The organism is Streptomyces malaysiensis subsp. samsunensis (assembly GCF_024519315.1).
GTDB classification, from domain to species: domain Bacteria; phylum Actinomycetota; class Actinomycetes; order Streptomycetales; family Streptomycetaceae; genus Streptomyces; species Streptomyces malaysiensis.
Genome location: NZ_JANIIC010000038.1, coordinates 22,552 through 34,655 on the forward strand (window position 1 = coordinate 22,552; position 12,104 = coordinate 34,655).

Annotated in this window: 11 protein-coding genes; 2 read left to right on the forward strand and 9 right to left on the reverse strand. The window is 70.6% G+C overall.

All coding sequences use genetic code 11. The features are described 5' to 3' along the window. Window positions 1-24: 24 nt before the first annotated feature. Entirely contained in the window at window positions 25-1,275 is a 1,251-nt protein-coding gene (locus NQU54_RS28830) for a sensor histidine kinase (protein WP_069873336.1), read from the reverse strand. Between the two features lie 40 nt (window positions 1,276-1,315). Then, window positions 1,316-1,996 (reverse strand): response regulator transcription factor, encoded by a 681-nt coding sequence (locus tag NQU54_RS28835; protein ID WP_014061218.1) that lies wholly within the window; start codon window positions 1,994-1,996, stop codon window positions 1,316-1,318. 327 nt (window positions 1,997-2,323) lie between these two features. Between NQU54_RS28835 and NQU54_RS28840 the strand changes: the two genes are divergently transcribed. Continuing rightward, window positions 2,324-3,850, forward strand: coding sequence for a peptide MFS transporter (locus NQU54_RS28840; protein ID WP_257633626.1), 1,527 nt, complete (start codon window positions 2,324-2,326; stop codon window positions 3,848-3,850). 173 nt (window positions 3,851-4,023) lie between these two features. On the opposite strand, the gene NQU54_RS28845 is transcribed toward NQU54_RS28840, so the two are convergent. The 6 genes from NQU54_RS28845 to NQU54_RS28870 form a co-directional block, all read right to left on the reverse strand. Beyond that, window positions 4,024-5,430 (reverse strand): hypothetical protein, encoded by a 1,407-nt coding sequence (locus tag NQU54_RS28845; RefSeq protein ID WP_257633627.1) that lies wholly within the window; start codon window positions 5,428-5,430, stop codon window positions 4,024-4,026. Window position 5,431: 1 nt separating this feature from the next. Further along, complete coding sequence (locus NQU54_RS28850; RefSeq protein ID WP_257633628.1) at window positions 5,432-6,490, reverse strand: hypothetical protein; 1,059 nt, start codon at window positions 6,488-6,490, stop codon at window positions 5,432-5,434. Further along, a complete protein-coding gene (locus NQU54_RS28855) occupies window positions 6,487-7,545 on the reverse strand; it encodes a COG1470 family protein (RefSeq protein ID WP_257633629.1) in 1,059 nt (352 codons plus the stop codon). The genes NQU54_RS28850 and NQU54_RS28855 overlap by 4 nt, the downstream gene beginning before the upstream one ends. 26 nt (window positions 7,546-7,571) lie before the next feature. Continuing rightward, window positions 7,572-8,339, reverse strand: coding sequence for an LPXTG cell wall anchor domain-containing protein (locus tag NQU54_RS28860; RefSeq protein ID WP_099013997.1), 768 nt, complete (start codon window positions 8,337-8,339; stop codon window positions 7,572-7,574). Window positions 8,340-8,524: 185 nt separating this feature from the next. After that, window positions 8,525-9,034 (reverse strand): ATP-binding protein, encoded by a 510-nt coding sequence (locus NQU54_RS28865; RefSeq protein ID WP_167501968.1) that lies wholly within the window; start codon window positions 9,032-9,034, stop codon window positions 8,525-8,527. A gap of 183 nt (window positions 9,035-9,217) precedes the next feature. Continuing rightward, window positions 9,218-9,586, reverse strand: coding sequence for an STAS domain-containing protein (locus tag NQU54_RS28870; RefSeq protein WP_069873351.1), 369 nt, complete (start codon window positions 9,584-9,586; stop codon window positions 9,218-9,220). Between the two features lie 261 nt (window positions 9,587-9,847). On the opposite strand from NQU54_RS28870, the gene NQU54_RS28875 reads away from it, so the two are divergent. Further along, the gene (locus NQU54_RS28875; RefSeq protein ID WP_069873353.1) at window positions 9,848-10,795 is read left to right on the forward strand and encodes an RNA polymerase sigma factor SigF; all 948 of its coding nucleotides are present in this window, start codon (window positions 9,848-9,850) and stop codon (window positions 10,793-10,795) included. Between the two features lie 117 nt (window positions 10,796-10,912). Here NQU54_RS28875 and hutI read toward each other — a convergent pair whose 3' ends face one another. Further along, complete coding sequence (hutI, locus tag NQU54_RS28880) at window positions 10,913-12,100, reverse strand: imidazolonepropionase (RefSeq protein WP_069873356.1); 1,188 nt, start codon at window positions 12,098-12,100, stop codon at window positions 10,913-10,915. Window positions 12,101-12,104 lie beyond the last annotated feature (4 nt).

Genomic DNA, 12,104 nt, shown 5'->3' on the forward strand with positions numbered 1-12,104 from the left:
CCCGGCCGCGCGGTTCAGGGCCGCTCAGGAGCCCGAGGCGTCCTCGGCCTCGCGGCTGAGGAAGAGCGCGAACACCGGCGGATGCTGCTGAAGCAGCTCCAGCCGGCCGCCGTCCGCCTCCGCCAGATCCCGTGCCACGGCGAGCCCCAGCCCGGTGGAGTTCCGGCCGCTGACCGTCCGCTCGAAGACCCGCGCCCCCAGGTCGGGCGAGACCCCCGGCCCCTCGTCGGAGACCTCCACCACGGCCTGGTTGCCGGTGACCCGGGTACGCAGCGCGACCGTACCGTCACCGTGCATCAGCGAGTTCTCGATCAGCGTGGCCAGCACCTGGGCGACCGCGCCCGGGGTGCCCACCGCGCGCAGCCCCTTCTTGCCCGAGCGCACGATGGCGCGGCCCTCGCTGCGCGAGGCCGGGCGCCACTCCTCGATCTGCTGCTTGACGACCTCGTCCAGGTCGAAGGCGACCGCGGAGCCGCTGCGCGGATCGCGTGAATTGGTCAGCAGCCGCTGGACGACATCGGTGAGCCGCTCCACCTGGCCCAGCGCGATCGTCGCCTCCTCCTTGACCGTCTCCGGGTCGTCGGTGAGCGTGATCTCCTCCAGCCGCATCGACAGCGCGGTCAGCGGCGTACGGAGCTGATGGGAGGCGTCGGCGGCCAGCCGCCGCTCGGCGGTGAGCATCCGGGCGATGCGCTCGGCGCTCGCGTCCAGGACATCGGCGACCCGGTCCAGCTCCGGCACCCCGTAGCGCCGGTGGCGCGGCCGGGGGTCCCCGGAGCCCAGCCGCTCCGCGGTCTCCGCGAGATCGGTGAGCGGGGCGGAGAGCCGGTGCGCCTGGCGCACGGCGAGGGCGACCGCGGCGAGCACGGCCAGCAGCGCGACCGCGAGGATGATCAGCATGGTGCGGCCGATCTCGCGGCTCACCGTGGAGCGGGACGCCTCGACCCGTACGACCTCGCCCTGCTCACCCGTCTCCTTGGCGGAGATGACACTGCCCGTGGGGCGCTTGCCGATCTCCACAGTGCGGTGGTCGGGCATCCTGATCACGGCGTAGCGGCCGGGCTCGATCTGCTCGCGCAGCACCCGGGGGGTGACCCCCTCGCCGCCCAGCAGCCTGCTGTCGACGATGCTGACCAGGCGCACGGCGTCGGAGCTCACGCTCTCCTGGGCGCTGTTCTCGATGGTCCGCGTCTCCACGATCACCAGCGACAGGCCGAAGACCGCGATGACGACGAGCACCACGGCGAGCGTGGAGTTGATCAAGCGACGGCGCATTGCCCTACCGTGTCAGCCCTGGTCAGCTTTCTCAGCCTTCTCAGCTTTTCTCGAATCTGAAACCGACGCCCCGGACGGTGGCGATGTAGCGGGGGTTGGCCGCGTCGTCACCGAGCTTCTTGCGCAGCCAGGAGATGTGCATGTCGAGGGTCTTGGTGGAGGACCACCAGGTGGTGTCCCACACCTCGCGCATCAGCTGATCGCGGGTGACGACCCGCCCGGCGTCCCGGACCAGGACCCGCAGCAGATCGAACTCCTTGGCGGTCAGCTGGAGCTCCTCGTCGCCCATCCAGGCGCGGTGCGACTCGACATCGATCCGCACCCCGTGGGTGGCCGGCTGCTGTTGCTGCGTCTCGACGGCACCGCGCCGCAGCAGCGCCCGCACCCGGGCGAGCAGCTCGGCGAGCCGGAACGGCTTGGTGACGTAGTCGTCGGCGCCGGCGTCCAGGCCGACCACCGTGTCCACCTCGTCCGCGCGGGCCGTGAGCACCAGCACCGGAAAGCCATGGCCCTCCGTACGGAGCCGGCGACAGACCTCGAGCCCGTCCATCCCGGGCAGGCCGAGGTCGAGGACGAGCAGGTCGACGCCCCCTTGCAGACCGGCGTCGAGCGCGGTGGGTCCGTCCTCGCGCACCTCGACCTCGTACCCCTCGCGGCGCAGGGCGCGAGCGAGCGGCTCCGAGATGGATGCGTCATCCTCGGCGAGCAGTACTCGGGTCATGGGGGTGATGGTAGTCCGCCGAGGTCGGGGCACGGGGCGCGTACGGTGCGACGAACGGAGCACGAAAGGTTGCACACCCCCGCCCGTGAGGTATCTCTCACCGTCCCCAAGAGTGTCAAGAACGTGTCGTATGGTGAAACAACGTCTGTAGCACTCCTCCGGGACCTTTGGTGGCGATGGTGCACCCAAAGGTCTCTGTCATGTCCGGAGCGGGACGGGGCCGGCACAACCGGCCCGGCCACGCCCGGCCGCTCAGTCGCTCAGCCATCCCCCCAGGGCGCTGGCCCCGCCTGGCAGCGCTCTCTGAGCACACAAGGAAACACCACCATGGCGTCCAGCCTGACGAAGGGCGCCACCGCGCAGGGGACCCCTGCCGGCGGCAAGACCTTCTTCGGCCACCCCCGGGGCCTGGCCACTCTCTTCATGATCGAGATGTGGGAGCGGTTCAGCTTCTACGGCATGCGGGCCCTTCTCGTCGTCTATCTGATCTCCGGTGGCCCCGACGCCAAGGTCGGCGGACAGGGCGGCGGCCTCGGGATGACCGAGGGCAACGCGGTGGCCATCTACTCGGTGTATCTGGCCATGGTCTATCTGCTGGCCATGCCGGGCGGCTGGTTCGGCGACCGGGTCTGGGGTCCCCGCAAGACGGTGGTGATCGCCTCCGGGATCGTCATGGCCGGGCATCTGGCGCTCTCCGTCCCCGGCCAGGCGACCTTCTTCGCCGGTCTCGGCCTGGTGGCGCTCGGCTCCGGTCTGATCAAGGCCAATATCTCGACGATGGTGGGCCAGCTCTACGACGGTCCGCAGGACCCGCGCCGGGACGGCGGCTTCACCATCTTCTACATCGGCATCAACCTCGGTGCCTTCGCCGCCCCGCTGGTGATCGGCACCGTCGGCCAGTCCTACAACTGGCACCTGGGCTTCGCGCTCGCCGCACTGGGCATGGCGCTGGGTCTGGCGCAGTTCCTGATCGGCACCCGCCATCTGAACGCGGAGAGCAGCGTCGTCCCGACCCCGCTGGCGGCCGAGGAGCGCCGCGGCTGGCTGCGCAAGGCGATGATCTGGCTGATCGTCGCCGCGGTCTTCTACACCGGCGTGGTGCTCAGCGGCAGTTGGACCCTCAACTGGGTGCTGATCCCGATCACCATCCTGGGCCTGATCATCCCGACCGGGGTGCTGATCCGGATCAAGCGCGACCGGGAGCTCTCGGCGGTCGAGCAGACCAAGGTGAGCGGCTACATCTGGTTCTTCGTGGCCGCCGCGGTGTTCTGGATGATCTACGACCAGGGCGGTTCGACGATGTCGGCCTTCGCCGACTCCAAGACCGCGGACACGATCTTCGGGCTGCACTTCCCGTCGTCGTGGTTCCAGTCGGTCAACCCGCTGATGATCATGGCGCTGGCCCCGGTCTTCGCCTGGATGTGGCTGTGGCTGGCGCGGCGTGACCGGGAGCCGAACACCACGCTGAAGTTCGCGATGGCCCTGGTCCTGGTCGGTGCCTCGTTCTTCGTCTTCGTCGTGCCGATGGGCATGGCCCAGGACGGCACCAAGGTCAGCCCGCTGTGGCTGGTGTCGATCTACATGATCCAGACGATGGGCGAGCTGTGCCTCTCGCCGGTCGGCCTGTCGGTGACCACCAAGATGGCGCCGGCGAAGTACGCCAGCCAGATGATGGGCGTGTGGTTCCTGGCGGTGACCGCGGGCGACTGTGTCACCGGGCTGCTGTCCATCGCCGGGGTCGATCTGAGCGGGGTCGGGGTGATCGCGCTGGAGGCCGCCTTGGCGGCGCTCGCGGGCTTCGCGGTCTTCATGTACCGCAAGAAGGTCGTGGCGTTGATGGCCGACGTGCGCTGACGTCCCTGGAGGCCACGAAGGGGCCCGGCGCGGGAGGTCCGCGCCGGGCCCTTCGCCGTTCCGTACGGCGGTCTTTCGCCGTTCCGTACGGCGGTCTTTCGCCGTTCCGTACGGCGGTCTTTCGCCGTTCCGTACGGCGGTCTTTCGCCGTTCCGTACGGCGGTTCTACGGGCTCAGCGGGTGGTGCCGCGCAGCTTGCGCCACGGGGTGAGGGTGAAGATGGCGCCGCCGAGCAGAACGGTGGTACCGGCGATCAGGGCGAGCGCCTTCAGCCCGCCGTGGTCGCTCGCACCGGTGTCGGCGAGCCCGCCGCTGGTGGCCGAACCGCCGCTGCCCGAGGTGCCGCCGCCACCGGAGGTGCCGCCCCCGGAGTCGCTGCCGCCGCCGGTCGACCCACCGCCGGTGGTGCCGCCGGGCTGGCCGGTGGTGTCCAGTTCGAGCGAGACACCGGGGTCCTTGGACGGGGTGCAGGTGGTGGTCGTACCGAGCGCCTTGACCGTCAGCACCCCCGGGGTGAGCGTCGACTTGCCGCTCGCGCCCGGCTTGTAGGTGCCGGTGAGGTCGGGGATCTCGATCGGATCACCGGACTTGATGGGTTCCTTGTTGGTGGGCCCCGCCACGGCGACGGTGCCCTTGTCCGCACCGCCGACCTTGACGGCCATCGACGGCTTGACCGAATCGGCGGGGATATCGGCCGGGCTGTCCATCACGGACTTGCCGAACTTGACGGTCAGCTCGAAGTTCCCGCCGCTCTTGGTGGCGTTGATCTGCACCGGGGAGGTGGCGTTCTTGTCGCCGATGGGGGTCTTGCAGGCGTAGGGGACCTGAATCTCCTTACCGGTGTACGAATCGCCTCCGCCGCCCCCGCCACCGGTGGTGCCGCTGGTGGTACCGCTCGTGGAGCCGCCGGTCGTGCCACTGGTCGTCCCGCTCGTGGTGCCACTTGTGGTTCCGCTGGTCGTCCCGCTCGTCGTACCACTGGTGGTACCGCTGGTCGTGCCGCTCGTGGTGCCACTCGTGGTGCCGCCCGGACCGCTGCCGCCGTCCGTCACCTTGATGGTCGCGGCGGCCTTGACGTCCTCCTTCGCCGAGCACTTGGTGTCCGTGGACAGCGGCTTGCTGACGTTGATGTTGTAGCCGCCGGGCGTCAGCGTCACCTCGCCCGCCTTGGTGAGCTTCAGCTTCCCCTTCATGTCGGAGAGCTTCATCTCAGCGCCCTTGGGGATCGCCGGGTTCTCCCGCGGTCCCTCCATGGACACTTCGCCGGTCTGTGCGCCGCCCACCGTGACGGTGCCGGTCGGCAGCACGGTGTCGGCCTCCAGGTCGAGGATCGGCGGGTTCTTGGAGGCGGCCTGCACCGTCTTCCACACCACCTCGACCTCGTCCCCGACCTTCGCCGTCTCCGGTGCCGTGACGGCCACGGTCGTGGTGCCCTCCACCGGGGGCAGACCGGAGATGGGGGGCGGTAAGCACTCGGTCTTGTACGAGACCTCGGCGCCCTCCGCGCTGCCCGCGCCGAGCAGCACGCCCGCACCGCCGAGCAGCAGCGCGACGGCGGCCGCACTCACTCTTGGTCGCATCTCACGTGGTTCCTTTCGGGGTCGGTCGGATCTCCTCGGACGGTGCGGAAATCTGGAGGCGCGGCCCTGGCTCCGGCGCGGTGTCCGGGGTGAACCAGGGCAGCGCCGGACGCGCGCCGCTCGCCGCGGCCGGTCCTGACGACAAGGGCGCGGACGAGGGCGGTGGTGTGGCACGGGACGTACGGGGCCGTAGCTTGTCCACGACGGCCATGCCGATCCGGAAGACCGACGCCGAGACCACCACGCACAGCAGAACCCAGAAGAGCGTGACGCCCCAGGGCCGCCCCACCGCCCACGGCTGTTCGACCAGCAGCTTCTGGCCGTAGCGCAGCGAGACCAGATAGTCGCCATGGGCCCCGGCGGACAGTTCGACGTCCAGCTTGACCTGCGTCTTCTTCCCCGGCTGGAGCCTCCCCCGCCAGCGCTGCTCCTCCCAGGAGGGGGCGAAGACGCCGTGCGAGGTGCCCACGTCGAAGACCGGATCGCGGGCCGGGGTCGAGCCGAGATTGCCGACGGTGACGACGAGTTGCCGCCTCGGCGGGGCGCCGAACCAGGTCAGCAGCCCGCTGGATCCGTCGAGCCGGGCCGAGAGCACGCTCAGCCGCTCGCCTCCGGTCCGCTCCTTCGGCAGCGGCGCCACCGGATGTCCGGCGACCTTGAACTCCACGTCCGCGGCGGCGGCTTCCCCGGTGACGGTCGCTATATGGATGACACAGGGGCAGGGTTTGGGCGGCTCGGCGACCGGCAGCTTCTTGGTGAAGGTGCCGTCCGCGCCGACGGTGACCGCCCTGCCGTCGCCGTTGGCGCAGGAGTTGGTGCCGCCGATCATGTTCTGTCCGCAGATCAGCAGGGTGAGCAGGGCACGGGGCCGCCATCGGGCGCCGGTCACGGTGACCGTGCCGCCCGTGCCCGCCTCGGCCTCGGAGACCTTCGCGGTGGGGCCATCGGCCGCCGCGGCGCCGCCCGTAAGGGGCGCACCGAGGGTGAGGAGGACCAGGGCCAGCACGGTGACCACGGCGGAGGGCCGGGCCGGGGTGGCTGCGTATCGGCGTGCGTTCACGTGGTCGCTCCTGCCCCTGTGCTCTCCGGTTGCGGCTGCGCTTGCGGCTCCGGTCGCGGCCGCGGTCGCGGGGTGTGGCCTCGGCGCCGTCGTCCGCGCAGCAGCCAGACGCCTCCGCCGGCGCCCACCAGGACGGCCGCCGCCGGTGCGAGCAGCCACCAGGAGGCGGCCGTGTATCCGGCGGTCGCCGTGGCGTGCGCGCCCCCGCCCGCGGTGACCGTGAGCCGTACGTCCACCGAGTCGAGGACGGGCGGGTCCGGCCAGCTCTCGGTGAGCCGGACCCGTTTGCCGGGCGGCAGTTCGACCGGCAGGGTGCGCGGGTCGCGGCGCAGCACCTGGCCGAAGAGCCCATCGGCGCGTACGGCGAGCCGTGGGGTCAGCACGGTGTTGCCGCGGTTGACGAGGGCGTAGCGGATGGCCGCCGCTTCGCCGCGGCCCTGGACGGTCACGTCCTCGACGGAGAGGGCGGACAGCGTCGCACCGCTGATCCGCAGCCGCAGCCGCACCGCGATCTCGCGGCCGCCGGAGGAGACCATGACCGCGCCGGGGCGTTCCCCGGGCACCGCGTCGGAGGGGACGGTGACGGTGAAGGGGATGTCGGCGCGAGTGCGGGGCGGCACCGTCACCCGCCGTTCGGCGAGCGCGATCGGGGCGCCTTCGCCGCCGCGCAGCCGGACGGTGCGGGGGCGCTCGCTCCGGTTGGTGACCGAGAGCTTGTCCTCGAGCACGGCGCCCGGTCCGCCTTCGAGATAGATGTACGGGCGGTCGCCCGCGCCCGGTGCGCCGCCGCCACCGGCGGCGGGAGCCGCCGACCAGTCGGGACCGGCGGCGGCAGCCGTGGCGGCCCAGGGCCCAGGGGCGGCCGGGGCCACCAGGCACGCGGCCAGCAGCACCGGGGCGAACGCCCGCCCCACGGCTGGTCGTACGGCTGAGCTGACGACAGCATGGACGACGTGGACGGCACGGACGGCACGGACGGCACGGACGGCACGGACGGCATGGACGGCATGAACGGCATGGACGGCATGGACGGCTGCACGGATACGCGACGGCATCGGCGGCTCCTCGGATGCCGCGCGGGTCAGGGTGTCGGACGCTGACGGCGGGTCAGCCAGAGCGCCCCGGCCACTCCGGCGAGCAGCACCGTGCCGCCGAGGGTGCCGAGCGCGACGGCGGAGTCCGTCGGGCCGGTCTGCGGCAACTGGTCGTTGCCGGAGCCGCCCTGCGCCCCGCCGGAGCCGCCGGACCCGCCCGTGCCGCCCGCACTCGTACCGCCCGTTCCGCCCGTGCCGCCGGTGGAGCCGGAGTCCCCGCCGCCGCCCGCCGCCTTGACGTCCAGCGTCAGCGAGGGCTTGGGGTTGTTGCCGGGGGTGCAGGTCGTGGTCGTGCCCAGCGCCTTGATGGTGAGGGTCGAGGCCGTGAAGGTGACCTTTCCGCTCTTCTTGGGGGTGTAGGTGCCCGACAGGTCACTGATCTTGATCGGGGTGTTGGCGGGGATGGCCTTGTCGTTGGCGGGCCCCGACACCGATACCGTGCCGCTCTCCGCGCCGCCCAGTTTGATGAGCGCGCTGGGGTGCATGGCGCCCTTGCCGAGCTCGACGGGGCTGGAGGAGACGCCCTTCTCGAAGGACATCGTGAGCTTGTAGGCGCCGCCGCTCGCGACGCTCTTGATGTCGATGGGCGATACGGCGCTCTTGTCGCCGATCGGCGTCTTGCACTGGTAGTCGACGTCCACGGTTTCGGCGTGCGCGGCCGGGGCGGTGAGGAGTACCACGGAGCCGGCCAGGGCCGCCGCGAGCGTGAGGGCGCCGCCACGGCCGGCCGGACGGCGTTGGTTGCGGGACACCACGAGTTCCCCTCTCGTCAAGCGCCGCAGCCGAAAGTAACTGACGGCACATCAGATTGGGCGCTGACGGTACGCCGGGGACCTTGTCAAGGGAAGACAAAGCGCACGCCGGATCGGTGTGAAACGGGGGGAAGCGCGGGTGAAAGACAGGTGGAGGGGATGGGAGCGGGGGGCCTGAGCCGCGCTCTTCATCCCGGCGCGGCGAGTTCGGCCCAGACCGTCTTGCCGGATCCCTCCACGTTGCGCACGACCCCCCAGTCGAGGCACAGCCTCTGGACGATGAACATGCCATGGCCACCGGGCCGCCCGGCGCGGTGCGGGGTGCGCGGGGCGGGCGTACCGGTGCCGAGGTCCACGACCTCCAGGCGGAGCACTTTGGCGTTGCAGCTGACGCGCAGCTCCTCCGGGCCTTCGGCGTGCAGACAGGCGTTGGTGACCAGTTCGGAGACGACGAGCAGAACGTCCTCGGCGGCGGCCCGGTGGTCGGCGGTAGACGCCGGAAGCCACCCCCAGTCGCGCAGCGCCTGGCGGGTGAAGTCGCGGGCGCGCGGCACCGCCCCGCTGGCTCCGATCAGATGGAGTCTGCGGATCTGGCCGATGGGGCCGGCGGTCGGGGGAGCCGGTGGGGAGGCCGAAGCGGCGGGGCCGTCCGGATCCGGGCCGCGGTCGCCCGGCGGGTACGGCCGGGTGGTGCTCATCAGCGCTTCACCTCACCGATTCACCGATTCAGGGACAAGGGATACCTGATCTCTTCAACAGTTTCAGCCTGTCTCCTGCCCGGCCATAGCGTGAGAACACCCACTACTTCCGCCCCACCGATGTGACGCGTGCAACGCATCGATGACCCACCGATGACACGCCGGAAACAGGAGTGAGCTACATCACTCGACAAGGGCCGCGTCGAGCGACTCATGCACCGTGAAGACGGCGTCCGCGCCCGTGATCTCGAACACCCGGGCAACGATCGGGAGCATCCCGGCCAGATGGACGCCGCCGCCTTCGGCCTCGGCTTTGAGCCGGGCACCGAGGAGGACGTTGAGCCCGGTGGAGTCACAGAACTCCAGCTTCGAGCAGTCCACCACCAGCCGGACACGTCCCCCCTCCACGCACTTCTCGAGCGGCTCGCGCAGCACTTCTGCGGTGTGGTGGTCAAGCTCACCCGCCGGGGTGACGACCGCACTCGCCCCGTGGTGCCGAACCTCGACCTGAAGTCGGCCCTTACTGGCGCTGCCGACCATCCCGCGGTCCATCTGCGCACCTCTTCTGGCGTCTCGTTGCTTTCGATTGCGCGCATCGAACCCTACGCCTTCTACCCGGCCCCCTGGTAGCCGAACATTTCGCATAGTTCGGCAAATTCGGCAAATATGGACAACGTGGACTTGCCACTTGGTGGCCGATGCAGGTAGGCGTAGAGGGTCACACCCGCTTACGGACCGGCTTTGGAGGCGCCGCTCACCGGAGCAGCACGTTATGGCACCGGCAGCCATATGCCGAGAACGATGGAGGAGACCATGTCACCCCGCCTCGACGACACGCGTACCGAACCCTCGGGGAGCACTCGGACCACCGTTTCGTCGGCCCCCCTGCCCGAGCAGTTCACCCCCGACGCTGACGCCCCGGCGGCCGTTGGCCATCTCTTCGATGAACTGCCGGAATTGTCCGATCTGCCGGAGATACCCCCGTATGACACGGTGGCACCGGTGGACGCGAGGGCTCTGTCGAAGACCCTCTTCGAACGTCTCCAGGTGCTGGAGGAAGGCACCCACGAATACGCCTATGTGCGTAACACCCTGGTCGAGCTCAACTTGGCGCTGGTCAAGTTCGCCGCCTCCCGGTTCCGCTCCCGCAGCGAGCCGATGGAGGACATCGTCCAGGTTGGCACCATCGGCCTGATCAAGGCCATCGACCGCTTCGAAACGGGCCGGGGCGTGGAATTCCCGACCTTCGCGATGCCGACGATCGTCGGTGAGATCAAGCGCTTCTTCCGCGACACCAGTTGGTCGGTGCGCGTGCCGAGGCGGCTTCAGGAACTCCGTCTCGACCTCGCCAAGGCCGGCGACGAGCTGGCCCAGCGGCTCGACCGCGCCCCCACCGTCCGCGAGTTGGCCGAGCGGCTGGACATCACCCAGGCCGAGGTCGTCGAGGGCATGGCCGCGAGCAACGCGTACACCGCGAGCTCGCTGGACGCCCAGCCGGAGGAGGACGACTCCGAGGGAGCGCTGGCCGACCGGATCGGATACGAGGACCACGGGCTCGAAGGCATCGAGTACGTCGAGTCCCTGAAGCCGCTGATCGCCGATCTGCCCGCCCGCGACCGGAAGATCCTCTCCCTGCGCTTCGTGGCCAATATGACGCAGTCGGAGATCGGTGAGGAACTGGGCATCTCCCAGATGCATGTATCGCGGCTGCTGTCGCGCACCCTCCGTCGGCTCCGTAAGGGTCTGATGATCGAGGAGTGACGCCTCCGCAGACGGATAAGGGCCCGCCCCCGGATCACCGGGACGGGCCCTTATTCGCGTCTCCGTCGAGTTCGCGTCTCCGTCGGGTCCGTGTCCCCGTCGTGCGCTGCCGGACCGTCAGATCAGGGTGCCGCCCAGCCACACCGCCGAGATGAGGGGAACGCCGGGGCGGTAGGCGAGGTGCACATGGGACGGGGCGTCCAGCAGCGCCAGATCGGCGCGGGCCCCCGGGCTCACCCGGCCCACATCGGTACGGCGCAGGGCCCGCGCCCCACCGGCCGTGGCGGCCCACACCGCCTCGTCGGGCGTCATCCCCATCTCCCGTACCGCCAGGGCGACACAGAACGGCATGGAACTGGTGAAGGACGAGCCCGGGTTGCAGTCGGGGGACAGGGCGACCGTGGCGCCCGCGTCCAGCAGCCGGCGCGCGTCCGGATAGGTCGAGCGGGTGGAGAACTCCGCGCCCGGGAGCAGCGTGGCCACCGTCTCCCCCTGGGCCAGCGCGTCCACGTCGTCATCGGTCAGATGGGTGCAGTGGTCGGCGGAGGCGGCGCCCAGCTCCACCGCCAGCCGCACCCCGGGGCCGTAGGAGAGCTGGTTGGCGTGGACCCGCGGGATCAGCCCGCGCTCCTGGCCCGCGGTCAGGATGGCGCGGGCCTGGTCGCCGTCGAAGGCCCCCTGCTCGCAGAAGACATCGATCCAGCGGGCGTGCGGGGCGCAGGCGTCCAGCATCGGGCCGGTGACCAGATCCACGTACCCGGCCGGGTCGTCGGCGAACTCGGGGGCGACGATATGCGCCCCGAGGAAGGTCACCTCGTCGGTGTGGACAGCGGCGATGGTCAGAGCGCGGGCCTCGTCCCGCGAGGTCAGCCCGTAACCGGACTTGATCTCGACGGTCGTGGTGCCCTGGCGGCGCGCCTCGGCCACATAGCGGCCGACGTTGGCGTGCAGCACGTTGTTCGAGGCCGCGCGGGTCGCGGCCACGGTGGTGCGGATCCCGCCCGCGCTGTACGGGCGGCCGGACATCCGGGCGTTGAACTCCTCGGTCCGGTCGCCCGCGAAGACCAGATGGGAGTGGGAGTCCACAAAGCCCGGAATGGCGGCCCGGCCACCGGCGTCGACCCGATTGTCGGTGGCGGGTGCTTTGCTGGACTCACCGACCCAGGCGATGCGGTCGCCGTCGATGACGACGGCCGCGTCCTTGATCAGGCCGAGGGGGCCCGCACCGAGGGAGGGATCATTGGTGACCAGACCGGCGATGTCGGTGATGGCGGTCGTAGTCGGCGCAGTCGTCGCGGTCGTCATCGTG

What these genes read in the sequence shown, in the direction of transcription:
- NQU54_RS28830 (WP_069873336.1), bottom strand. Translation starts at nt 1,275, where the DNA reads ATGCGCCGTCGCTTGATCAACTCCACGCTCGCCGTGGTGCTCGTCGTC.
- NQU54_RS28835 (WP_014061218.1), bottom strand. Translation starts at nt 1,996, where the DNA reads ATGACCCGAGTACTGCTCGCCGAGGATGACGCATCCATCTCGGAGCCG.
- NQU54_RS28840 (WP_257633626.1), top strand. Translation starts at nt 2,324, where the DNA reads ATGGCGTCCAGCCTGACGAAGGGCGCCACCGCGCAGGGGACCCCTGCC.
- NQU54_RS28845 (WP_257633627.1), bottom strand. Translation starts at nt 5,430, where the DNA reads ATGCGACCAAGAGTGAGTGCGGCCGCCGTCGCGCTGCTGCTCGGCGGT.
- NQU54_RS28855 (WP_257633629.1), bottom strand. Translation starts at nt 7,545, where the DNA reads ATGCCGTCGCGTATCCGTGCAGCCGTCCATGCCGTCCATGCCGTTCAT.
- NQU54_RS28865 (WP_167501968.1), bottom strand. Translation starts at nt 9,034, where the DNA reads ATGAGCACCACCCGGCCGTACCCGCCGGGCGACCGCGGCCCGGATCCG.
- NQU54_RS28870 (WP_069873351.1), bottom strand. Translation starts at nt 9,586, where the DNA reads ATGGACCGCGGGATGGTCGGCAGCGCCAGTAAGGGCCGACTTCAGGTC.
- NQU54_RS28875 (WP_069873353.1), top strand. Translation starts at nt 9,848, where the DNA reads ATGTCACCCCGCCTCGACGACACGCGTACCGAACCCTCGGGGAGCACT.
- hutI (WP_069873356.1), bottom strand. Translation starts at nt 12,100, where the DNA reads ATGACGACCGCGACGACTGCGCCGACTACGACCGCCATCACCGACATC.